The organism is Vannielia litorea, assembly GCF_019801175.1.
Classification (GTDB): Bacteria; Pseudomonadota; Alphaproteobacteria; order Rhodobacterales; family Rhodobacteraceae; genus Vannielia; species Vannielia litorea_B.
In genome coordinates this window covers 579,691-600,094 of the sequence record NZ_JAHVJR010000001.1, presented here as the reverse complement: position 1 = coordinate 600,094, position 20,404 = coordinate 579,691, and the positions used below count along the sequence as shown (strand labels likewise).

Genomic DNA, 20,404 nt, shown 5'->3' with positions numbered 1-20,404 from the left:
AGTGGAAGGCCGGGGCGAGACGCGAGGTCGCGGGGGGTCAGGGGCCGAAGTATTGATCGGCAGAGACATGGCCTGCGAGGTTGGCAGTGGGGGCCCAATCTGCCTCCAGCGGGGTGTCGCCCACCAGAACCACCGCACCGGGCAGCAGGCCCGCGCCGTTCAGCATGCTGCGGATGCGGGCGCGGGTCTGGCCCCATGTCTCGCGCAGATCGGGCGCGGTTGCTGCCGGATCGAAATGTATCGCGTGCTCCGCCTCGATGCGCATGGCCAGCACCGCCGGGTCTTGTGGCGCATGAGCCAGCAACCCCCTGCCACAGCGGGCCAGATCCCGCAGTTTGGCCGCGCGCGCCTCGGGCATCTGCTGGCCCTCGCGGATCATCCTGAGTGCGTTGTTGGAGAACAGGATCGCCACGATGTCGCGGCCCGCCGAATGGTGCACGCGGGCGTAGGTTTTGAAATCCAGCCCAAGCTCGCCCGCCCGCTTCAGCCTGCGCTGGATCACCGGGAGCGGCAGGGAGGGCAGCAGTTCCGCCCGCGCCCGCTTCCAGGCATAGCCGCGCCAGCCCGCGCCCGGCTCCATCGTCGGGCCACCGTTGTGGCCGGGGCCGTAAATCGGGCGATCCGCCATCAACCAGCCTCCTGCAGCCGGGCCACATAACGCGCCATCGTGTCGACCTCGAGGTTCACCTCGTCGCCCTTGGCAACATCGCCCCATGTGGTCACGTCACGCGTGTGCGGGATGAGGTTGATGCCAAACTCCGCGCCCTCCACCTCGTTCACCGTCAGCGAGGTGCCGTTGAGCGCAACCGACCCTTTGGGCGCGATGAACTTCGCCAGCGCCTCGGGCGCGCGGAAGGTCAGGCGCAGGCTGTCGCCCTCATCGGCCATGCCCACCACCTCGGCCACGCCGTCCACATGGCCCGAAACGATATGCCCGCCCAGTTCGTCCCCCACCTTCAGCGCCCGCTCCAGATTGAGCCGCTTTCCCACCGGCCAGCCATTGGCCGGGATCGAGGTTTTCGAGACCGTCTCGGCCGAGACATCCACCTCGAACCAATCCGGCCCAAGCGCCACGACCGTCAGGCAGACACCGTCGCAGGCAATGCTGGCGCCAATGTCGATGCCGCCGGTGTCGTAGCTGGTGCCGATGCGCGCCCGCATGTCGCCGCGCATCTCCACTTTTTCCACCCGCCCGATGTCGGTGACGATGCCGGTAAACATGCCTCAATCCTTCTTCTTTTGACCCGAGTGCGCCTGCGCCCGGACATTCCGGTCTTAATTCTGCCGCAGGAATGGGTTAGGCCACAAGCAAGACCTGAGGAGATCGCGCCGCCGATGAGCGCCCTTGCCGCAGAAGATCGCCGCTTCCTGTTTCTTCAGGGGCCGCACGGGCCGTTCTTCCATCGGCTCGGCAAGATGCTGCGCGCGGCGGGCTGCGAGGTCTGGCGCGTGGGCTTCAACAAGGGGGATGAGGCCTTCTGGTTTCATTCCCGCAGCTTCATCCCCTATCGCGGCACCCCCGAAGATTGGCCTGCCCGCTTTGCCGAACTTTGCGATGAAAAGGGCATCACCGATATCGCGCTCTACGGCGACACCCGCGGCATCCACGCCGAGGCGGTGCGCATCGCCAAGGAACGAGCGATCACCGTGCATGTCTTCGAGGAGGGCTACCTGCGGCCCTATTGGGTGAGCTACGAGCGCGGCGGCTCGAACGGCCACTCGCGGCTGATGGACTTCTCGATCGAAGACATGCGCGCCGCACTGGCGATGTCGGATATCGACCTGCCCGATGCGCCCGCCAAATGGGGCGACATGCGCCACCATATCTTCTACGGCTTTCTCTACCACTACTTCGTGCTGCTCTGGAACCGGCCCTACCGCAACTTCCGCCCGCACCGCTCGCTGACGGTGGCGCAGGAATTCGGGCTTTATCTCAAGCGCTTGCTGCTTATGCCGGTGTTCTGGGCCGACCGGGTGCAGGCCACCTTCCGGATCAAGCACGGCGGCTTCCCCTATCACCTCGCGATCCTGCAACTGGAGCATGACGCCAGCTTTCAGAAGCACTCGCCGTTCAAGACAATGACCGAGTTTCTCGCGGTCACCATCGAAGGCTTTGCCGCAGGGGCACCGCGCCACCATCACCTCGTGTTCAAGGCCCATCCGCTGGAGGACGGCCGCGTGCCGATGCGGCGAGAGATCCGCAGGCTGGCAAAGGTGCATGGGGTGGCGGGCCGGGTGCATTACGTGCGTGGCGGCAAGCTGGCGCAGCTTCTCAACCACGCCCGCTCTGCGGTGACCGTCAACTCCACCGCCGCGCAGCAGGTGCTCTGGCGCGGGTTGCCACTGAAGGTCTTTGGCGATGCGGTCTACGCCAAGCCCGAGTTCGTCTCGGTCCAGCCTTTGCTTGAGTTTTTCTCGGCCCCGACACGGCCCGACAGCAAGGCCTATCGCGACTATCGCAGCTTTCTGCTGGAGACCTCGCAGATCGCCGGGGGCTTCTACTCGTCGCGCGGGCGCAGGCAGCTCTTGCGGCAGGTGGTGGACATGATGCTGGCTCCGGAAGACCCTTATGACGCGCTCGCACAAGGCAAAGCCGGACCGCGCCTTCAACTCCGGCTCGTGACCTGACGCAGCCCTTGAGGGTCGCTCGACCCACTTCCACTACATCTGCCAAATAGCCGGGATTCCTTGGAGAATCCGGTTCAGGGCTGAGCGCCAAAATCGCGACACATCGGCAACACACCCTTGCCCTTCGGCACAACCCCGCCGCCACCGTCCTTCCTTTTGACCCGCCCCGTCAGTAGGCTCGGCGCAAAACTTGAGGCAGAAATCCGTAAAGGAGCCCGAGCAGTGATACTCAAGACCTCCCCGCTGGCCCGCGCCGCGGCCGCTTTGGCCATGGTTGCCCTTGTCGCGTCCTGCGGCCTCCCCCGCAGCGGCCCGAACAAGCGCGAAATCTTCGCAGGCTCCGTGCTGAATGAGGGCGATGCGTTCGTGGTCGCGGTGAACAGCCGCGTCACCGCCGCGACCTCCGTGACCCCGGTGCTGGGCTTCTCCAAGGCCTTCCTCAACGCCGGTCGCATCGGCTCCGACACCATCCGCCCCGGCGATGTGCTCGGCCTCACGATCTGGGAAAACGTCGATGACGGGCTGCTGGCCAACGAGGGCCAGTCTGCGACCGTGCTCGAGGAAGTTCAGGTCGACAGTGCAGGTTTCATCTTTGTGCCCTACGCGGGCCGGATCAAGGCCTCCGGCAACACCCCGGAGCGCATCCGCCAGCTCATCACCGAAAAGCTCGACACCCAAACGCCCGATCCGCAAGTTATCGTCCGCCGTCTCGCCGGTGACGGGGCTGCCGTGTCGGTCGTGGGCGGCGTCAGCGCTCAGGGCGTCTACCCCATCGAGCGGCCCACCCGCACCCTTTCGGCCATGCTGGCCGCGGCGGGTGGCATTGCCATCGAGCAGGACGTGGCCCAGATCACCGTGATCCGCGGCAAGCACAAATGCACCATCTGGTGGGCGGATCTGTTCGAGAACCCCAAGTTCGACATCGCCCTGCGCGACGGCGACCGCATCCTCGTGGAAGAAGATACTCGGGCCTTCACCGCCCTCGGCGCAACCGGCACGCAAAACCGTATCCCCTTCACCACGCAGACTCTTTCGGCCATTGAAGCGATTGCCCAGGTGGGCGGCCTCAGCAGCAACCTTGCAGACCCGACCGGCGTGTTCGTGTTCCGCAACGAGCCCGAGGAAATTGCCCGGCAGGTGCTTGGCCGCACCGATATCACCGGCACCCAGCGCATGGTCTACGTGCTCGATCTGACCGAGCCGAACGGCATGTTCGAGGCGCGGGACTTCGTGATCCGCAATGACGATACTGTCTACGTCACCGAGGCGCCCTACGTGCAGTGGCAAAAGACCCTTTCGGCACTGACCGGGGCCGTGGGCACCGCCAACCAGCTCAACACCGCCGCTGGCAACTGACGGGGTCGGCATGGCCCCCGCGCCAGACGAAACCCAAGCCGCCGGAGCCTCTGCGCCCCGGCGGCTTTTCGTTTACTCGGGCGGGTTCGTCTTTCAGCGCCGCGTGAGGCGCATTCTGGAGTTGGCCGGCTGGGAGGTGAAGCTCGGCCTGCCCGGCGCGGATGACAGGATCGGCGTGTGGGGCCGCTCGCCCTATGCCGTCCGTGGCGAGGCGATGGCGGAAAAGACCGGGGCCGCGCTGGTGCGGATCGAGGATGCGCTGTTGCGGTCGATCCATCCCGGACGCGCGGATGGTGAGCCGCCCATTGGACTTTTGATTGACGAACATGGCGTGCATTTCGACAGTGCCACGCCCTCGGGGCTGGAACGGCTGCTTGCCACCCACCCGCTCGACGATGGGGCGCTGATGGCCCGCGCGCGGCTGGCGATGGACCGGTTGAAGCAGGAACACCTCAGCAAATACAATGCCTTTGATCCTGACGCGGAGGTGCCGGCGCCGGGTTATGTGCTGGTCATCGACCAGACCCGGGGTGACGCCTCCATCGCCCATGGCAACGCCACAGAGGCGACCTTCCGCGAGATGCTCGCCTTTGCACAAATCGAACATCCGGGCGCCCGCATCCTGATCAAGACCCACCCCGAAACGGTTGCCGGGGCGCGCGAGGGGCATTTCGGGCCGGAGCAGGAGGATGACCGCACCAGGCTCTATTCCGATCCGGTCTCGCCTTGGGCGCTGCTGGAGGGGGCGGTGGCGGTCTATACCGTGACCTCCGGCATGGGGTTCGAGGCGATCATCGCAGGGCACAAGCCGCGCGTGTTCGGCCAGCCCTTCTATGGCGGATGGGAGCTGACCGCCGACGAGGCCCCCTGCCCGCGCCGCGAACGCAAGCTCACCCGCGCCCAGCTTTTTGCCGCGGCGATGATCCTTTACCCCACGTGGTACGACCCGTGGCGCGACCGTCTGGCCACGCTGGAGGAAGTGATGGACGGCCTCGGCGCACGCGCCCGCGCGTGGCGGGAAGACCGGCAGGGCGGCGTTGCCTACGGGATGCGGCTGTGGAAGCGCAAGCCGCTTCAGCGCATCTTTGGCGCGGAGAAGCCCTTGATCTTTAATGACAAACCCGAGGAGGCCGCCGCCCGCGCCAAGACGCTTGGCGCTCCGGTTCTGGCCTGGGCCGGGCGGGTGGACGAGGCGCTGGAGGCCGCGACGGCGCGGCAGCATGTGCCGCTGATCCGGGTCGAAGACGGGTTTCTTCGCTCGCGCGGGCTGGGGGCCGAGCTGGTGCCGCCCCTGAGCCTCGTGCGCGACGATCTGGGCATCTACTACGATCCCCGCACGCCCTCGCGGCTGGAGCATCTCATTGCCCGCGCGGCGCGGCAGGAGGCGCACCCCCGTGCGGCGGCGCTCATAGGGCGGCTGAAGGCGAAGGGGGTGAGCAAGTACAATCTTGGCTCCGCAGAGGTGCCCGAGTTGCCTGCAGGCCATCGGATACTTGTGCCGGGACAGGTGGAGGATGATGCCTCGATCCGCTTCGGCACCGGGGAAATCAATACCAACTTCAAACTCTTGCAGGCCACGCGTGAGGCAAACCCCGAAGCGGTGATCCTCTACAAGCCGCACCCGGACGTGGAGGCCGGGCTGCGTGCGGGACGGGTGGAAAGCCCGCTGGAGTTTGCCGACATTGTGCTGCCCGGCACCGACCCTGCGGCCCTGATCGAACGGGTCGACACTGTTTGGACGATGACCTCGGGCCTCGGGTTCGAGGCGTTGATCCGGGGCGTGCCGGTCACCACGCTGGGTGCGCCGTTCTATGCCGGATGGGGCCTCACTGAAGACAGGGGCAGCCCGCCCGAGCGGCGCGAGGCGCGGCCGTCGCTGGAGGCGATCGTTCAGGCCGTTCTTATTGATTATCCTCGGTATTTTGACCCGGTAACCGGCAGGGCCTGCCCGGTGGAAGTGGTGCTGGATCGGCTTGAAAGCGGCAATCTCCCCGGCCCCGGCTTTGGCAACAGGCTGCTCTCTAAATTGCAGGGATGGCTCGCGGGTTACGCGCACCTGTGGCGGTGACCTAGCGCTGCCGCGCCCAGATCGCGAGCAAGTCCGGCCCGATTTTGCGCGCCTCTTCAAGTACGTAGCGCCGCGCTTCACTTAGCGTGGCAAGGCCCAGCGGCCCGACGGAAGGCTGCCCCTCGGCCCCAAGCGCAAGCCCGGCGGTGAAGCCGGCGAGCCGATCGGCGAGGCCCGCCGAGATCAGCGAGGCCGCCAGCATGCCGCCGCCCTCGCACAGCACCCGTGTCAGCCCGCGATCACCGAGCGCCCGCAGCATTGCGGCGGGCTCGGGGTGCCGATCAAGCCCGAGCGGCACCTCGATCAGCTCCGCGCCGAGCGCCGCCCATGCGGCCTTGCGCGGCTCGGGCGCATCGGGGCCGTGGCAGAGCCAGACCGGCACCTCGCGGGCGGTACGGGCAAGCTGACCCTCGGTGGGCAACTCCAACCGGCGCGAGACGACGACGCGCACGGGCGGACGCCGCTGACCATAGCCGCGAAGGGTTAACGCCGGATCGTCGGCACGGGCGGTGCCTGCGCCGACGAGCACCGCATCGTGGCTGGCGCGCAGGCCCTGCACCGCTTGGCGGGCGGCGGGGCCGGTGATCCACTTGCTTTCGCCCGAGGCAGTGGCGATGCGGCCATCGAAAGAGCTGGCAAGCTTGAGGGTCAATTGCGGGCGGCCCTCGCGGATGCGCATCAGAAAACCGGCATGGGCCTTCTCCGCAGCCTCGGCCAGCACGTTGGTTTCACAGGAAATTCCGGCCTCGCGCAGACGCGCGTGGCCCTGGCCTGCGGTGCGTGGGTCGGGATCTTCGAGCGCGGTTACGACGCGGGCCACGCCTGCCTTGACCAAGGCATCAGCGCAGGGCGGGGTCTTGCCGTGGTGAGCGCAGGGCTCGAGGGTGACGTAGGCGGTGGCGCCGCGGGCGTCGAATACGGCTTGACCCAAAGCCATGACTTCGGCATGGGGCCGGCCGCCGGGCTGGGTCCAGCCTCGCCCGACAACGCGTTGATCTTTCACGAGAATGCAGCCGACCGCCGGGTTGGGCCAGACCTGCCCAAGGCCGCGTGCCCCAAGGCTCAGGGCACGCGCCATCCACCCGGCATCATCCGCGTGGCTCACTCCTCCGGATCACCCGGCATGACCGGCGGGCGCAGCTCCGAGACGAAACGGTCGAAATCATCCGCGGCCTGGAAGTTCTTGTAAACGCTCGCAAAACGCACGTAGGCCACGGTGTCGATCCGGGCGAGGCTCTCCATGACGATCTCGCCGATCACCTTGCTGTCGATATCGGTCTCGCCCATGCTCTCGAGCCGCCGGACGATACCGGAGATCATCTGGTCGATCCGCTCCGGGTCGATCGGGCGTTTTTGCAAAGCGATCCGGATCGAGCGTTCGAGCTTGTCGCGGTCGAAGTCCTCACGGCGGCCGGAGGATTTTATGACAACGAGATCACGCAGTTGGACGCGTTCGTAAGTGGTGAAACGTCCACCGCAGGCGGGGCAGAACCGACGCCGCCGGATGGCGACATGGTCTTCCGCGGGCCTGCTGTCTTTCACCTGTGTATCGACATTTCCGCAAAACGGGCAGCGCATTCCTGTCCCCTTCTTCTCTGCCTCTGTGGGGTTATGCTCCCCATTTATCCACAGGCACTATAGGGCAGCCCCTAGGGTTTGGGTAGCCTAAACCTGCCACCCCCATATGCTGCCGAGCGCACGCAGCATCGAGGCGTGTTAACCGAGTCACAACTGATGCACATCCGATGCACATTCCATGCATACCGCAGTGCAGCATGACCTGCGCATTAACCATTAACGCAGGGTTAAGAAGGCTGCTCAATCTGGCGCGAAATGGGCGGCGACCTCGCGGCGGTGCGGCGCGGTGCGATGCTCGAACAGGTAGATGCCCTGCCACGTGCCCAGCCGCATCCGGCCGCCCTGCACCGGGATCTGTAGCGAGACCGGCAACAGCGCGGCCTTGAGGTGGGCGGGCATGTCATCCGGCCCTTCAAGCACGTGGGTGAGGTAGCTCATCGAATAGTCGTCTGCGGGGGGCACGAGGCGGTGGAAGAACTCGGTCAGATCCACCCGCACATCGGGGTCTGCATTTTCCTGGATCAGCAGCGAGCAGGAGGTGTGGCGGACAAGCAGGGTCAAAAGCCCGTCTCCGGCGCCCTCGAGCCAACGGGCGACCTCCCCGGTGAACATCGTGAGGCCGGGGCCGCGGGTGCCTATGGTGAAGGTGGTCTGCATGGGCGGAAGGATGCGCGGGCGGCAAGCGCATGGCAAGCGGCGGCGGAAATCGCGGCGCGGCGCGTTAGATAGTGATACCTGCCAGCAAGGAGACAGCCATGCCCGCCCTCAGCCGCCGCCAGATGCTCACCACCCTCGCCGCCCTGCCGCTCTCGGCGCTCGCCACCCGCGCCGCGCTGGCGCAGGAGGCGGGGCTGATCACCGGCAATGTCTGCCTCATCCAGCGGGCGACGACCGAGGGGCCGTATTACATCGACCCCGGATTGATCCGCGCCGATGTGACCGAGGGGTTGCCCGGCCTGCCACTGGCGCTCGCCCTTCAGGTGGTGGATGCCGACTGCCGCCCGATGGAGGGCGCGCGGGTGGACATTTGGCATTGCGATGCCACCGGGCGCTACTCGGGGTATGCGCGGGAGAACACGGCGGGCGAGACCTTTATGCGGGGCACGCAGGTGACAGGCGCGGGCGGGGTGGCGCGGTTCAACACGATCTACCCGGGCTGGTACCGGGGCCGTGCGGTGCATGTGCATTACAAGGTGTGGCTCAACAGCCGCGAGGTGCTGACCTCGCAGTTGTTTTTACCGGAGGCGGTCACGGACCAAGTCTATGAGAAGGTCGCGGCCTATGGCGGGCGCGGCACGCGAGATCGCCGCAACGAGACCGACCGGATCGCGCAAGGCGCGGGGGACGGGGCCGTTGCGGCGGTGAAGAACGCGGACCGGGGGCTTCAGGCCAGCCTTGTGGCGGGGGTTGCCGCCTGAAGCCCGCCGGGCGCAGGTACGGTCAGGAGTTGGGGCGCGGGCGCGGCTCAGTCACGCAAGTGGCGACGGGAAGCTGCGGCTCTTCGATGGCGTCATGGGCCACGGTCTGGAGCGTTTCGGCTTCGGGCGCAAGCACGGGCGCGCCGGTGACCATTGCCAGCGTGGCTTGGCAGCGGGCCAGATCCTCGGGCGCCACGACAATTTCGACCACTTCGTCGGTCGGCATGCCGGGGTCGTCCGGGTAGTCGATGAAGGGACTCGCGGCCAGTGGGCTGGCCAGGGAGGTTGCGAGCAGGAGGGGAGCTATCTGTTTCATGTCGCAGAAGAAACGCCGCTTGGGCGCGGCAGGTTCCCTGCGATGGATGGGCTTCTTTCGTCACGCGGCGTCACGAGGGCGTCAGCGGTTGCTCTGAGGTTGCCCTGTCGGTGGCCGCTAGTCAGTGGCCGCAGCTCAGTGGCCAGTGTGCTCGCGGCACAGGGCCCGAGCGTGGGCGACGCTCACGGCCTCGCCTTGGCGCGAGGTCTTGAGGATCAGCCCGTGGTCGGGTGCCGCGCCCGGATCGAGGCGGAAGCCGACGGTCTCGCCGCCCTGCCCGGCGATCCGGCCCGAGCGCGGGGTGCTGACCACCACGGCATCGGACGGATCTGCCCCGAGCCGCTCGACGGCGTAGCTGGCCGCGGCGCAGAAGATGCCCGCGCTGCCCGCCCCGGCGATGGGCTGGACCACGAAGTTTTGCGGCCCGCCGTCAACGGTGTGGCCATTGGGCGCCAACCAGCTTGCGGCGAGCGCGGGCGTGGCGAGGAGGGTGGCGGCAAGAGCGGTGATTTGGGCGGCGCGGCGCATGGGCTGTCCTTTCGACGGTTGCGCCAAGAATACCCCAGAGGGGCGGCGGCGCACAGGGCACAATCGCGTCAGTGGCCCGAGGTCAGTTGCACTGTGACCACAGGTACCCGCCGAAGCAGAGGTTTTGCGCCGCCATCGCGGCATCGAGCGCGTCAAAGCTCACCTGCGCGCTGCCCGGATCGCAATCGAGCGTGGCGAGGGCAGAGTCGCCCTGCACCACCTCCACCCCCGCGCCGTTTGCGGTGGACCAGAGGGCATAGCCTGTTTTGCCGTTCCAGAAGACGGCGGTGGCCTGCCCTGAGGGGTGCTCGGCGGCGGGGGTGTACTCAAGCATGTGGAGCGGCGTGGTGAGTGCAAGTTCGGGGGCCGCGCCGGAGGGGCCGAAGCTGTAATGCGCGCCGTTGGGGCCGAAGCATCCGGCAACCGCCTTGGCCCCACCGCCCGTGGTGCAGGCGAGGAAGGGTGTGGCCCCGACCGGGCAGGCGGAGGCCGCGGGCGCCGCGCAGGCCTGCCAGCGAAAATCTTCCCAGCACTGGCCAATGGCGGTTTTGGCCTCGTAGAGCCCTTCGAAGTTGGCGCGGATGGTGCCCGGGTCACACTCCAGATCGGCGAGGGTTTCGTCGCCCCGGGTCACGGTGACTCCGGCGGCGGGTGGGTCGCCATCCGGGGTTCGGTCAATCCGGTGCCAGACGGAGTATTGCACATCGCCGTTCAGGAAGTTCGCCTCTTCCCAGATCAAATTGCTCACGCCGGCCCAAGGGATGAAATCCAGCTCCGCGAGCGGCACCGAAAGAGCCAGTTCGGGGGTGCCGCCCTCCGGACCGTATTGGTAGCCCGCGTTGCCCGGCCCCCAGCAGGCGCGCATCTCCTTGGCGCCGCCCCCGGTCTTGCACATCAGAAAGCTCTCGGCGGCGGTGATACAGTCGGCCACGGCGGGGGTGGCGGCAAAAAACAGGGCGGGCAGAACGGCAGAAAGGCGGGGCATGGCGGGCTCTCGAAATGGCAGATGGTCAATGGGGCGGGTTTGAACGCGGCCAGTGTCGGGCAGAGCGCGGGGGCCGGTCAAGCCGGGGCGAGCCAGCCAGTATAGCGGATCAGCAGCGCGCCGCCCGGCAGGCGGGCGCCGATGTCGAAGGTGAAGCGGCCCTGCGCGTCCACCCCTTCGCGGGAAATGGAGCGCGGGGCGAGCCAGCCGGGTATGGGCAGGCCGAAGGCGCGGGTGCTGTCGATGGCGATGGAGATGCCCTCCGGGTCGGCGGTGAGCCGAAGCGCCACGGTGATCGCGCCGATCCTCTCCACCGGGCCGGGGGCGATATGCGAGCGCATCTCGTGGGTGCCAAAGCGGCGGACCCACGCCTCGCCCTGCCCTTCGGGCGCGATTTCCACCGTGACTGGCCCCCGGCCCGCGGGCGGGAAGTGCCCGAGCGCCAGCCCGAGACGGGCCAGCGGGTGGCTGCCGCGGGTGACCTCCGCCTGCCCCGCCCAGCGCCCCGGCCCGGCATGGAGCGCCTGCACGGCGGGCGGCAGGCGGGTGAAATCGGCTCCGAGAGCTTCGGCGAAGGGGGAGGTCATGGTGCCTCCATGAAGCGGGCGCGAACCTCGGGCGTGGGCAGGTAGCAGGTGTCGCGGCGGCCAAAGAGGCGAAAACGGTTGCGGGCGATCAGCCGGTAGAGCGGGCGTTTGACCGGACCGGGGAGCCAGCGACAGACGGCCAGCGCCCGCCACGGCCAGCCGAGTGCCGCCATCGCGGCGGCGAAGGCATCGAGGTGGGTGTGGATGCGGCCGCCGGTGAGGACGAGGTTGGTCTCGTAATCGTCCAGCGGCATGTTCAGTGCCGCATAGAGCGCCTGCCCGAGGGGCGATTGCGCGGTGGCGAAGCGGAAGCGGGCCTGCCGGTCGTGCTTCAGCATGAAGCGGAAGAACCCGGTGCAGAGGACGCAATCGCCATCGAAGACGATGAGATCGGTCCCTTTCAGACGGGCAGCCAGAGGCGCGGGCAGATCCTGCACCCGGCTCATGGCGCAAGGTCCGCCATGCGGGCGCGGAAGGCGCCATCGTGTGCGTCGATCCAGCGCAGCAGGGCCTGCCTGCGGGGCCATGCCGGTTGGGCCATGCGCGAGAGCCAGACCCCGTTAATCGCCGCCATGCCACGGGCCTGCGCCAGCGCGCGGGGGCGTGGCAGAATGCGTGCGCCCCAGACCGCGCGGAAGTGGTCCAGTTCTTCAGGCGAGGTGAAGAGATACTCCGCCGCGCCATCCTCTACCCGCCAGACAAGCCGCTCCGCCGCGCCGGCGAGGCGTGGGCGGGGCGGGTCGTAGCGGGTGGCCTCGAACCACGGGCAAGTGCCGCCCGAAGCGGTGCAGGGGCGGTGGACCATGAAGGTCAGCCGGGTGGCGAAGGGCTCGGCCCGGAGGAGAAATTCGGCGCGGCGGGCCATGGCGCGAGCCTTGCGCGAAGGCCCCTGCCGGTCAAGCGGCGGCGGCGAGCCACTCGCCGCTTGCCTCGCTGCACCCGGCGGTTAATATCGCGCCGATATGGGCAACGCAGCAGCCACATGGACCTGATCACACTCGCCCCGCCCTGGGACGCCATCTTTGCGCTGGCCGTCGTGGGCGCGATGTTTCTCCTATTCATTCGCGAGAGTTACCCGCCCGAGGTGGTGGCCATCCTCGGCGTGGCGGTGCTGATGCTGTCGGGCGTGCTGCCCTACACCCAGGCCCGCGCGGTGCTGGCCAACCCGGCGCCCTGGACCATTGCGGCGATGTTCCTCGTGATGGGGGCGCTGGTGCGCACCGGCGCGCTCGACTGGTTCACCCAGGTGGCCGACCGAAACGCCAGCACCCGGCCCGCGCTGGCGGTGGGGGCGATGATCGCCTTCGTGGTGGTGGCCTCGGCCTTTGTCAGCAACACGCCGGTGGTGGTGGTGATGATCCCGGTCTTCGTGCAACTCGCCCGCACGATGAACCTTTCGGCCTCCAAGCTGCTGATTCCGCTCAGCTATGCCGCCATTCTCGGCGGCACGCTCACCCTCATCGGCACCTCCACCAACCTGCTGGTCGATGGTGTGGCCCGCGCCAACGGGCTGGACCCTTTCGGGATTTTCGAGGTCACGCCGCTGGCGGTGATCCTCGTGGCATGGGGCATGCTCTACCTGCGCTTCATCGCGCCCCGCATCCTGCCCGACCGTGCCAGCATGGCGAACCTGCTCTCGGGCGGAGACTCGGCGCGGCGCAAGTTCTTCACCGAGGTCGCCCTGCCGGAAGACAGCCCGCTGATCGGGCAAAAGCCCGGCGAGGTGGATGCCTTCAAGCGCGAGGGCGTGCGCTTGGTCGACGTGCTGCGCGGCGATGCCTCGCTGCGGCGGAACATGGGCGATGTGGTGCTGGAGGCGGGCGACCGGGTGGTGCTGCGCAGCCAGATGTCGGAGCTGCTGAGCCTGCAGGAGAGCAAGCAGGTGCGCATGGTCGACAAGCTGTCGTCGGTCGAGACGACGACGGTGGAGGTGCTGATCACGCCGGGCGCCCGGATGGTGGGCCGCAGCCTCGGCACCCTGCGTCTGCGTCGCCGCTACGGTGTGTATCCGCTGGCCGTACATCGGCGGAACCAGAACATCGGGCGACAGCTGGATGACCTCGTGGTGCGGGTGGGCGACACGCTGCTGCTGGAAGGATCGCCCGCCGACATTCAGCGCCTTGCTGACGACATGGATCTCGTTGACGTGGCCGCCCCCACGGGCCGCGCTTTTCGCCGCCAGAAAGCGCCGATCGCCATCATCGCGCTGTTGGGCATCGTCGGCCTTGCCGCCTTTGGCATCGCGCCGATCCTTGCGCTCTCGATTTTTGCGGTGGCGCTGGTCTTCGGCACCCGCTGCATTGACGCCGATGAGGCCTTCTCATTTGTCGATGGTCGCCTGCTGGCGCTAATCTTCTCGATGCTCGCGGTCGGGGCCGCGCTGGAAGAGAGCGGCGCGGTCAAGCTCATCGTCACCGCCATCGCCCCGGCGCTGGAGACGTTGCCGCCCTTCTTCATCGTCTGGGCGATCTACCTGCTGACCTCGGTGCTCACCGAGCTGGTCTCCAACAACGCGGTGGCGGTGGTGGTCACCCCCATCGCCATCGGTCTGGCCGCCGCGCTGGGGTATGACCCGCGCCCGCTGGTCATCGCCGTGATGGTGGCCGCCTCCGCCAGCTTCGCCACGCCGATCGGCTACCAGACGAACATGCTGGTCTACGGGCCGGGCGGCTACCGCTTTACCGACTTCATGAAAGTGGGCATCCCGCTGAACCTGACCATCGGGCTGCTGGCCTCGGCGCTGATCCCGCTGATCTGGCCCTTGACCTAAAGTTAGCTTTAGCTCCCATCAATAGGCCTCCATCCCGAATCGGAGGCCCCCATGCCCAACTCTTTCGCACCGCCCGCCCCGCTCACCAGCCAGTTCGACACTATTCCCTTGCCCCGCCCGCCTTGGGCGACCCGCCGGGGCAAATGACCGCCTCTGCGCATTTTCTTGCTGCAAATATTCCCACGGGGGTGTGAACCCCCCACTCCTGCCCCCTCCACTCTTCCCAAGGCCCGCAACCGGGCGTAAAGCGTGACTCATGCATACGATTCCTCTCCGTGAGGCCCACCGCCTCCCGCGTTGGCGCCAGCCGATGGTGCTGCTGTTCCTGATGGCGGTGGCCATGCCGCTGGCCTTCGCCACCTGGACAGCGCTGCTGAACAACTTCGTCATCGAGGTCGCGGGCTTTGACGGGCAGGACATTGGCTGGCTGCATACGGTGCGCGAAGTGCCGGGCTTTCTGGCCGTGGGGGTGATCGCGCTGATCATCTTCATTCGCGAGCAGGTGCTTGGTCTGATCTCGCTGGCGCTGCTGGGTGTGGCCACCGCGCTCACCGCGCAGTTCCCCAGCATGGGCGGCATCCTGACGATCACCATGCTCAGCTCCATCGGGTTCCACTATTTCGAGACCGTCAACCAGTCGCTCCAGTTGCAGTTTCTCAAGATCGAACGGGCGCCGCAGATGCTGGGCTGGCTGCTGGCGGCGGGCTCGGCCTCGACGCTGGTGGCCTATGGGGTGATCATGCTGACGTGGGAGGCGATCTCGCTCTCCTACGCCACGGTCTATTGGGTCTCGGGTGGGCTTTGTGCTGCCATCGCGCTGTTCTGCCTCGTCGCCTTTCCGCGCTTCGAGGGCGAGCACCGGCAGAACACCCGCCTCGTGCTACGCCGTCGCTACTGGCTCTACTACGCGCTGCAGTTCTTTGCCGGGGCGCGGCGGCAGATCTTCGTCGTGTTCGCGGGCTTCATGATGGTCGAGCGCTTCGGCTTCGACGTGCATGAGGTCACGGCGCTGTTCCTGATCAACCTCGTCGCCAACATGATCTTCGCCCCGCTGATGGGGCGTCTGGTGGGCAAATGGGGCGAGCGCAATGCACTGGTGTTCGAATACACCGGCCTCGTGGCCGTGTTCTCGCTCTACGGCGGGATCTACTGGTTTGGCTGGGGCGTGGTGCTGGCCTCGGCACTCTATGTCATCGACCATCTGTTCTTTGCCCTCGCGCTTGCGCTCAAGACCTACTTCCAGAAGATCGCGGACCCGGCCGATATTGCCCCCACCGCGGCGGTGGCCTTTACCATCAACCACATTGCCGCCGTTTTCCTGCCGGCGCTGCTGGGCTACCTATGGGTGATCTCGCCGGGCGCTGTCTTTACCCTCGCGGCGGGCATCGCCTGCGGCTCGCTGTGCCTTGCCCTGCTGATCCCGCGCCACCCGGCGCCGGGCAACGAGACGCGGTTTTCCGCCGCGTTGCCCTTGCCCGCAGAGTAACGATCGCGGCAAAAGACATGAACTCGGGGGCGATGATGCTATATCATCGGACCATTAACCCCAGGAGGGAGGCGAGCATGTTCGGATTCGGACGCGACAAGACGCAGATGGTGGGCGAAGGCGAGGCCCTGCCGGGGCGCATTGCGCCCATTCCCACTGCAAAGACCCATCAGCTCACCGGTGCACCGCTGACCAAGACGGTGCCGCCCGGGCAGGAGGCGGCCATGTTCGGCATGGGCTGCTTCTGGGGTGTGGAGCGCCTGTTCTGGCAGATTCCCGGCGTGGAGCTGACAATGGTGGGCTACGCGGGCGGATTCACGCCCAATGCCACCTATGAGGAGGTCTGCACCGGCCAGACCGGCCACAACGAGGTGGTGCGCCTGCATTTTGAACCGGCGCGGGTGAGCTACGACGAGCTACTCACCGCCTTCTGGGAGGGCCACAACCCGACCCAGGGGATGCGGCAGGGCAATGATCGGGGCACGCAGTATCGCTCGGGCATATACGTGTTCAGCGACGCGCAGAAGGCCGCCGCGCTGGCCTCCAAGGAGGCCTACCAGCGGGCGCTGGATGCCAAGGGGTTGGGCAAGATCACCACCGAGATCCTGATGGCCCCGGACTTCTACTTTGCCGAGGATTACCACCAGCAGTACCTCGCCAAGAACCCGAATGGTTACTGCGGGCTCGGCGGCACCGGCGTGAGCTGCCCGGTGGGCCTTGGCGCCAGATGAATGCCCTGCCCGGCGTCGACGACGGCGCCTGGTACAATTGCATGACAGATGAGTTGGGCGCGCTGCGGGATGCGGCGCGCCTTGCCTGTCATGAGCATGCCACCATCGACCCGGCCCAGCGCGGCGCCTGTGCGCCGCGTCTGCACGCGATCCTTGGTGCAATCGGCGAAGGCTGCTTCATCGAGGCGCCCTTTCACGTGGCCTATGGCGTGAACCTGCATCTTGAGGCGGGTGTCTACATCAATGCCTTCTGCACCGTGCTCGACACCGCCCGTGTGACCATCGGCGCACGCTCGATGCTCGGGCCGGGGGTGCATATCTACTGCGCGGACCATCACCATGAGGTCGAAGGCCGAAAGAAAGGGCTGGAGCGGGCGCTGCCGGTGACGGTGGGCCGCGAGGTCTGGATCGGGGGCCATGCCACGCTGCTGCCGGGCGTCACGGTTGGCGATGGCGCGATCATCGCCGCGGGGGCTGTGGTGACGCGCGATGTGCCGCCCGGCGCCACGGTGGCGGGCGTTCCGGCGCGGGTGGCCCGCTTGGCCGGAGGCGATGACGCCGCCTAGGGCGAGTGAGCCCGCCCCGACCACCCTTGACCGCACCCGGCAATCCTCCTACCCGGCAGGCAACCAAAGCCGGAGCCGCGCCCATGCCCACCTATACCGCCCTGACCACGCTTGAAGGCAAACCCGCCGCCGAGGCGCTCGGCGAAGCGCTCGAGCGGCTGGAGCCTGCGCCTACCGGGGTTGGCGTGTTCGAGGTGGAGGATGACAGCGGCCTATGGGAAGTGGGCGGCTATTTTACCGAAAGCCCCGATGAGGCCGGGCTGGCCGTACTGGCCGCCGCCTTCAGTGCCAAACCCTTCACCATTTCCGAGCTGCCCGAGACGGATTGGGTCGCCCATGTGCGCCGCGAGCTGGCCCCTGTGGAGGCCGGGCGCTTCTATGTTTATGGCTCTCATGACGCCGAGACCGTGCCGGAGGGCGCCGAGCCGCTGCTGATCGAGGCGGCAATGGCCTTCGGCACCGGCCACCACGGCACCACGCTGGGCTGCCTGCGCGCCTTTGATCGGCTGCTCGAGGGCGGCCTTGCCCCCTGCCCCGTGGCCGATGTGGGCTGCGGCACCGCTGTGCTCGCGATGGCCGCCGCCCGGGTCTGGGAGGTGCCGATCATCGCCTCCGACATCGACCCGGTGGCGGTTGAGGTGGCCGAGGCCAACCTCGCGGCCAACGGGCTGACTGGCAAGGTCAGCTGTATCGAGGCGACCGGGCTCGATCACCCGGTGCTGTCAGGCGCCGCCCCCTTTGGCCTCATCTTCGCCAACATTCTGAAAGGCCCGCTGATCGGCCTCGCACCCGATATCGCCAAGGCTCTCGCGCCCGGCGGCCATGCGATTCTCTCCGGGCTGCTGAACGATCAGGCCCCTGATGTGACGGAGGCTTACGTGGCGGAAGGCCTTACTGTCGCGAACGCCGAGACAATTGGCGACTGGACGACCCTCTGTCTGCAAAAATCCTGACGTCACGCCCAATTTCCGCCCAAATCATGGCGCACCTTCTGCATCAAGGCGGGGGCCTGAGCGACCACACTTTCGGACGGAGAGACCCTTGGCCGACCCAACCATGCAGAATTTCGCCGGACGCATTCGCCGGATCGAAAAAATCCACCGCAGAGGCGGTGGTTTCGAGGCCACGGGCACCCTTGGCCAGAGCTTTTACACCCGCTCCAAGCGCGTCAAGCGCCCGGTGCTGCGGCCCGCGCTGACGGTGCTGACGGTGTTCCTCTGCTTCAAGGCGCTGACGCTGGCCCATCTCGGCACCGCCGATTACACCGCCCGCCTCGACGGGCTGCGGACCGGCAACAATGTGCAGAAGGTTGGCGCCCACCTGATGGCGATCGACCCGATCACCCAGGCTGCTGCCGCCGGGATCAAGCCGCTGCTGCGCTGAACGGTAAAGACCTCGTTTCCAGACATTTGCGGGTGCGTCGTGAAGAGCGGCGCACCCGTTTGCTTTCAGGGGCAGCGCGCCGCCTAGCCCATGCCCCGCAGCAGCCCGGCAATATGCTCGGGCCATTCACGCTCGCCCACCGAGGCGGCCCGCACCAGCCCGTCAAAGTGCCCGGTGATGGCCTGCACTCGCTCCCGGTCTCGGAAGGCGAGGTAGGAGGAGCCGAGGTAGAGCACCGCCAAGAGCGGGCCAAACACGGTGACCGGGGCCGAGAACATCCGCCGCTGGTCGAAGAGGCAGATGCGGAGCTGGGGGTAGAACTGCCGGTGCAGCTCGGCCATCCAACCCAGTTGCTCGCGCCGCAGCGCCTCGGGCAGACCGGCGTAATAGCCGGTGCCGCTGGCGAAGGCCTGCATCTCGTCGAGCGGCATGGCGATTTCATAGTCGCTGCCCGAGCCGCGCATCCAATCGAGCCGGTCCTGCGCCGCGCCGATGGCCTGCGCCGTGGTCTTGCCGAGGTGCGGGGCATATTCCCAGTGCAGCATCTCGGGGGTCTTCAGCATGTCGGGCAGAGTCGCGGGGACATGGCGGATCTTGTAGCCCGCCGCCTCGCGGTGCCATGCAAAGATCTGGTCGTCGATCAGCGCACGCTCGGCCTGGGTGATCGAAAGCGCAGCGCGGGCCAGCTGGGCAGCCCGTTCGGGACGGTCGGAGAGGCCGAGCAGCCAGTCGGCGCTGACCCCGAGCGCCCCGGCAAGATCGCCCAAGAGCTGCGCGCCGGGCAGGCGGGGCGCCTCGCTGCGCAGCAGTTGGGAGAGGGTCGAGCGGCTCACGCCCACGGCCCGGGCCAGCGCGGATTGGCTCATGCCCGCCTCCGCCAGCGCCTCGCCGACACGGGCGCGGAAGAGCGTGGCGCGGGTGCGCTTGTCGATCATCGTATCCATATGTTTATAAATATCAACATCGCTCGAAGATGTTAACAAGAGATCATCTCCCGCACCGCGCCGCCCGCGCGTAACAGGAAGGGGACTGCGCCCTGCGCCCCATCCGGAGACCTCTGTGAACGACCCCCGCCGCGCCGCCGGCACGGAATGGCCCACCCTCGCCCTGCTCGCCTGCTGCTATGGCACCTTCGCCCTCGGCACGAGCGCCGTGGCCGAGGTAGCGCTGCCGCTGGGCATGGTGCTCACCACCCTCGCCCTCGTGCTGCATTCGTCGCTGAGCCACGAGCTGATCCACGGCCACCCCTTCCGCTCCGCCCGAGCCAACGCGGCGCTTGTCTTTCCCGCGCTCGGCCTCTTCATCCCCTACCTGCGGTTCCGCGACACCCATCTTGCCCACCACCAGGACAGCCTGCTGACAGACCCCTACGATGATCCCGAGAGCAACTATCTCGACGCGGGCGACTGGGCCCGGTTGCCGCGCTGGCGGCGGGCGCTGCTGAGGGTGAACAACACGCTCGCCGGGCGCATCCTGCTGGGGCCGCTGCTGGGGCAGATCGCCTTCATGGTTACCGACTGGCGAGTGATCCGCGCGGGCGACCAAAGGGTTGCACTGGGGTGGGCGCTGCATGCCGCGGGGCTGGTGCCGGTGGCGCTCTGGCTGGCCGTGGCGCAGATGCCGCCTCCCGCCTACATCGCCTGTGCCTATGCCGCGCTGTCGATCCTGAAGATCCGCACCTTTCTCGAACATCAGGCCCACGCCCGCGCCCGGGGCCGGACCGTGGTGATCGAGGACCGGGGGCTGCTGGCGTTTCTCTTTCTCAACAACAACCTGCACGTGGTCCACCACATGCACCCGCGCACGCCGTGGTATCGCTTGCCCCGGCTCTACTTTGCCAACCCGGCGCGCTACCTGAGCCGCAATGAGGGCTACCGCTACCGCTCCTATGGCGAGGTGTTCCGGCGCTATTTCTTCAAGGCGAAAGACCCGGTGGCCCATCCGCTCTGGCAAAGGCAGGAGCCGCCCGCGCCCTGAGCCTTCCCATTCCCGCCTTGCCGTGAT

At 67.4% G+C, this 20,404-nt stretch carries 23 protein-coding genes; 11 read left to right on the top strand and 12 right to left on the bottom strand.

Translation table 11 applies throughout. The features are described 5' to 3' along the window. Window positions 1-37 precede the first annotated feature (37 nt). Both KUV38_RS02995 and KUV38_RS02990 read right to left on the bottom strand, forming a co-directional pair. Window positions 38-628, bottom strand: coding sequence for a hypothetical protein (locus KUV38_RS02995; RefSeq protein ID WP_222468626.1), 591 nt, complete (start codon window positions 626-628; stop codon window positions 38-40). Further along, window positions 628-1,221: a riboflavin synthase gene (locus tag KUV38_RS02990; RefSeq protein ID WP_222468625.1), complete on the bottom strand. Its 594-nt coding sequence runs from the start codon at window positions 1,219-1,221 to the stop codon at window positions 628-630. The genes KUV38_RS02995 and KUV38_RS02990 overlap by 1 nt, the downstream gene beginning before the upstream one ends. 114 nt (window positions 1,222-1,335) lie before the next feature. Between KUV38_RS02990 and KUV38_RS02985 the strand changes: the two genes are divergently transcribed. The 3 genes from KUV38_RS02985 to KUV38_RS02975 all read left to right on the top strand — a co-directional run bounded on the left by KUV38_RS02985 (window position 1,336) and on the right by KUV38_RS02975 (window position 6,052). Next, complete coding sequence (locus KUV38_RS02985) at window positions 1,336-2,628, top strand: capsule biosynthesis protein (protein WP_222468624.1); 1,293 nt, start codon at window positions 1,336-1,338, stop codon at window positions 2,626-2,628. Window positions 2,629-2,850: 222 nt separating this feature from the next. Then, a complete protein-coding gene (locus KUV38_RS02980; protein WP_410001015.1) occupies window positions 2,851-3,984 on the top strand; it encodes a polysaccharide biosynthesis/export family protein in 1,134 nt (377 codons plus the stop codon). A gap of 10 nt (window positions 3,985-3,994) precedes the next feature. Continuing rightward, window positions 3,995-6,052 carry a capsular polysaccharide biosynthesis protein gene (locus tag KUV38_RS02975; RefSeq protein ID WP_222468623.1) on the top strand — a complete coding sequence of 686 codons (2,058 nt, stop codon included), beginning with the start codon at window positions 3,995-3,997 and terminating at the stop codon, window positions 6,050-6,052. A gap of 1 nt (window position 6,053) precedes the next feature. Here KUV38_RS02975 and ribD read toward each other — a convergent pair whose 3' ends face one another. The 3 genes from ribD to KUV38_RS02960 all read right to left on the bottom strand — a co-directional run bounded on the left by ribD (window position 6,054) and on the right by KUV38_RS02960 (window position 8,287). Next, entirely contained in the window at window positions 6,054-7,130 is a 1,077-nt protein-coding gene (gene ribD, locus KUV38_RS02970) for a bifunctional diaminohydroxyphosphoribosylaminopyrimidine deaminase/5-amino-6-(5-phosphoribosylamino)uracil reductase RibD (RefSeq protein ID WP_222470940.1), read from the bottom strand. A 23-nt stretch (window positions 7,131-7,153) separates the two neighbouring features. Beyond that, complete coding sequence (nrdR, locus tag KUV38_RS02965; protein WP_222468622.1) at window positions 7,154-7,630, bottom strand: transcriptional regulator NrdR; 477 nt, start codon at window positions 7,628-7,630, stop codon at window positions 7,154-7,156. Window positions 7,631-7,870: 240 nt separating this feature from the next. Beyond that, window positions 7,871-8,287: a secondary thiamine-phosphate synthase enzyme YjbQ gene (locus KUV38_RS02960; protein ID WP_222468621.1), complete on the bottom strand. Its 417-nt coding sequence runs from the start codon at window positions 8,285-8,287 to the stop codon at window positions 7,871-7,873. 98 nt (window positions 8,288-8,385) lie between these two features. Between KUV38_RS02960 and KUV38_RS02955 the strand changes: the two genes are divergently transcribed. Then, complete coding sequence (locus KUV38_RS02955) at window positions 8,386-9,048, top strand: protocatechuate dioxygenase (protein WP_222468620.1); 663 nt, start codon at window positions 8,386-8,388, stop codon at window positions 9,046-9,048. A 22-nt stretch (window positions 9,049-9,070) separates the two neighbouring features. Here the strand turns inward: KUV38_RS02955 and KUV38_RS02950 are convergent, their stop codons facing one another. From KUV38_RS02950 to KUV38_RS02925, 6 genes are all read right to left on the bottom strand, one after another. Next, complete coding sequence (locus tag KUV38_RS02950; protein ID WP_222468619.1) at window positions 9,071-9,364, bottom strand: hypothetical protein; 294 nt, start codon at window positions 9,362-9,364, stop codon at window positions 9,071-9,073. Window positions 9,365-9,499: 135 nt separating this feature from the next. Beyond that, window positions 9,500-9,892: a hypothetical protein gene (locus KUV38_RS02945; RefSeq protein ID WP_222468618.1), complete on the bottom strand. Its 393-nt coding sequence runs from the start codon at window positions 9,890-9,892 to the stop codon at window positions 9,500-9,502. 82 nt (window positions 9,893-9,974) lie between these two features. Continuing rightward, window positions 9,975-10,877, bottom strand: coding sequence for a hypothetical protein (locus tag KUV38_RS02940; RefSeq protein ID WP_222468617.1), 903 nt, complete (start codon window positions 10,875-10,877; stop codon window positions 9,975-9,977). Window positions 10,878-10,954: 77 nt separating this feature from the next. Next, window positions 10,955-11,464: a DUF4166 domain-containing protein gene (locus KUV38_RS02935; RefSeq protein WP_222468616.1), complete on the bottom strand. Its 510-nt coding sequence runs from the start codon at window positions 11,462-11,464 to the stop codon at window positions 10,955-10,957. Then, window positions 11,461-11,910 carry a thiol-disulfide oxidoreductase DCC family protein gene (locus KUV38_RS02930; RefSeq protein WP_222468615.1) on the bottom strand — a complete coding sequence of 150 codons (450 nt, stop codon included), beginning with the start codon at window positions 11,908-11,910 and terminating at the stop codon, window positions 11,461-11,463. Before KUV38_RS02930 ends, KUV38_RS02935 begins: the two co-directional genes overlap by 4 nt. Beyond that, window positions 11,907-12,329: a hypothetical protein gene (locus KUV38_RS02925; RefSeq protein ID WP_222468614.1), complete on the bottom strand. Its 423-nt coding sequence runs from the start codon at window positions 12,327-12,329 to the stop codon at window positions 11,907-11,909. The genes KUV38_RS02930 and KUV38_RS02925 overlap by 4 nt, the downstream gene beginning before the upstream one ends. A gap of 117 nt (window positions 12,330-12,446) precedes the next feature. On the opposite strand from KUV38_RS02925, the gene KUV38_RS02920 reads away from it, so the two are divergent. From KUV38_RS02920 to KUV38_RS02895, 6 genes are all read left to right on the top strand, one after another. Then, a complete protein-coding gene (locus KUV38_RS02920) occupies window positions 12,447-14,234 on the top strand; it encodes an SLC13 family permease (protein WP_222468613.1) in 1,788 nt (595 codons plus the stop codon). A 256-nt stretch (window positions 14,235-14,490) separates the two neighbouring features. Next, on the top strand, window positions 14,491-15,720 hold the full coding sequence (locus KUV38_RS02915; RefSeq protein WP_222468612.1) for an MFS transporter: 1,230 nt from the start codon (window positions 14,491-14,493) through the stop codon (window positions 15,718-15,720). A gap of 77 nt (window positions 15,721-15,797) precedes the next feature. Then, window positions 15,798-16,451, top strand: a complete 654-nt coding sequence (gene msrA / locus KUV38_RS02910) for a peptide-methionine (S)-S-oxide reductase MsrA (protein WP_222468611.1) — start codon at window positions 15,798-15,800, stop codon at window positions 16,449-16,451. Between the two features lie 41 nt (window positions 16,452-16,492). Then, window positions 16,493-17,017: a sugar O-acetyltransferase gene (locus KUV38_RS02905; RefSeq protein ID WP_261385135.1), complete on the top strand. Its 525-nt coding sequence runs from the start codon at window positions 16,493-16,495 to the stop codon at window positions 17,015-17,017. Between the two features lie 83 nt (window positions 17,018-17,100). After that, window positions 17,101-17,970: a 50S ribosomal protein L11 methyltransferase gene (locus tag KUV38_RS02900; protein WP_222468609.1), complete on the top strand. Its 870-nt coding sequence runs from the start codon at window positions 17,101-17,103 to the stop codon at window positions 17,968-17,970. Between the two features lie 88 nt (window positions 17,971-18,058). Further along, window positions 18,059-18,400: a hypothetical protein gene (locus KUV38_RS02895; RefSeq protein WP_222468608.1), complete on the top strand. Its 342-nt coding sequence runs from the start codon at window positions 18,059-18,061 to the stop codon at window positions 18,398-18,400. 83 nt (window positions 18,401-18,483) lie between these two features. Here the strand turns inward: KUV38_RS02895 and KUV38_RS02890 are convergent, their stop codons facing one another. Beyond that, complete coding sequence (locus KUV38_RS02890; protein ID WP_222468607.1) at window positions 18,484-19,344, bottom strand: helix-turn-helix domain-containing protein; 861 nt, start codon at window positions 19,342-19,344, stop codon at window positions 18,484-18,486. A 115-nt stretch (window positions 19,345-19,459) separates the two neighbouring features. On the opposite strand from KUV38_RS02890, the gene KUV38_RS02885 reads away from it, so the two are divergent. Beyond that, entirely contained in the window at window positions 19,460-20,377 is a 918-nt protein-coding gene (locus KUV38_RS02885) for a fatty acid desaturase (RefSeq protein WP_222468606.1), read from the top strand. The last annotated feature ends 27 nt before the right edge of the window (window positions 20,378-20,404 follow it).

Coding starts and splice junctions, on each gene's coding strand:
- KUV38_RS02995 (WP_222468626.1), bottom strand. CDS start 628: ATGGCGGATCGCCCGATTTACGGCCCCGGCCACAACGGTGGCCCGACG.
- KUV38_RS02990 (WP_222468625.1), bottom strand. CDS start 1,221: ATGTTTACCGGCATCGTCACCGACATCGGGCGGGTGGAAAAAGTGGAG.
- KUV38_RS02985 (WP_222468624.1), top strand. CDS start 1,336: ATGAGCGCCCTTGCCGCAGAAGATCGCCGCTTCCTGTTTCTTCAGGGG.
- KUV38_RS02975 (WP_222468623.1), top strand. CDS start 3,995: ATGGCCCCCGCGCCAGACGAAACCCAAGCCGCCGGAGCCTCTGCGCCC.
- ribD (WP_222470940.1), bottom strand. CDS start 7,130: ATGGCGCGTGCCCTGAGCCTTGGGGCACGCGGCCTTGGGCAGGTCTGG.
- nrdR (WP_222468622.1), bottom strand. CDS start 7,630: ATGCGCTGCCCGTTTTGCGGAAATGTCGATACACAGGTGAAAGACAGC.
- KUV38_RS02960 (WP_222468621.1), bottom strand. CDS start 8,287: ATGCAGACCACCTTCACCATAGGCACCCGCGGCCCCGGCCTCACGATG.
- KUV38_RS02955 (WP_222468620.1), top strand. CDS start 8,386: ATGCCCGCCCTCAGCCGCCGCCAGATGCTCACCACCCTCGCCGCCCTG.
- KUV38_RS02950 (WP_222468619.1), bottom strand. CDS start 9,364: ATGAAACAGATAGCTCCCCTCCTGCTCGCAACCTCCCTGGCCAGCCCA.
- KUV38_RS02945 (WP_222468618.1), bottom strand. CDS start 9,892: ATGCGCCGCGCCGCCCAAATCACCGCTCTTGCCGCCACCCTCCTCGCC.
- KUV38_RS02940 (WP_222468617.1), bottom strand. CDS start 10,877: ATGCCCCGCCTTTCTGCCGTTCTGCCCGCCCTGTTTTTTGCCGCCACC.
- KUV38_RS02935 (WP_222468616.1), bottom strand. CDS start 11,464: ATGACCTCCCCCTTCGCCGAAGCTCTCGGAGCCGATTTCACCCGCCTG.
- KUV38_RS02930 (WP_222468615.1), bottom strand. CDS start 11,910: ATGAGCCGGGTGCAGGATCTGCCCGCGCCTCTGGCTGCCCGTCTGAAA.
- KUV38_RS02925 (WP_222468614.1), bottom strand. CDS start 12,329: ATGGCCCGCCGCGCCGAATTTCTCCTCCGGGCCGAGCCCTTCGCCACC.
- KUV38_RS02920 (WP_222468613.1), top strand. CDS start 12,447: ATGGACCTGATCACACTCGCCCCGCCCTGGGACGCCATCTTTGCGCTG.
- KUV38_RS02915 (WP_222468612.1), top strand. CDS start 14,491: ATGCATACGATTCCTCTCCGTGAGGCCCACCGCCTCCCGCGTTGGCGC.
- msrA (WP_222468611.1), top strand. CDS start 15,798: ATGTTCGGATTCGGACGCGACAAGACGCAGATGGTGGGCGAAGGCGAG.
- KUV38_RS02905 (WP_261385135.1), top strand. CDS start 16,493: ATGACAGATGAGTTGGGCGCGCTGCGGGATGCGGCGCGCCTTGCCTGT.
- KUV38_RS02900 (WP_222468609.1), top strand. CDS start 17,101: ATGCCCACCTATACCGCCCTGACCACGCTTGAAGGCAAACCCGCCGCC.
- KUV38_RS02890 (WP_222468607.1), bottom strand. CDS start 19,344: ATGGATACGATGATCGACAAGCGCACCCGCGCCACGCTCTTCCGCGCC.